The organism is Martelella sp. AMO21009 (assembly GCF_053484295.1).
Map to the genome: position 1 here is coordinate 1 of NZ_JBAKFR010000087.1, position 258 is coordinate 258.

The window sequence follows — 258 nt, forward strand, 5'->3', positions numbered from 1 at the left end:
TGGCGGCGGCTGTGGTGAAGCCAACGGACAGGCCCTTCTGGCAGGCGGCAAGGCCCAGGGCGAGCGCTATGTGCGTCTTCCCGGTTCCACTGGGACCGAGAGCGATGACGTTCTCGCGACGCTCGATCCATTCGCAGCGGGCCAGTTCCAAGACCTGCATCTTGTTGAGCTCCGGTATGGCGGCAAAATCGAAACTGTCGAGGCTTTTGACGACCGGGAATTTGGCTGCCTTGATACGCCGCTCGACCTTGCGACGAT

At 61.6% G+C, this 258-nt stretch carries 1 protein-coding gene; it reads right to left on the reverse strand.

Translation table 11 applies throughout. The features are described from left to right. On the reverse strand, nt 1-258 hold a 258-nt coding region (locus V6766_RS25570), incomplete at both ends, for an ATP-binding protein (RefSeq protein ID WP_448471044.1).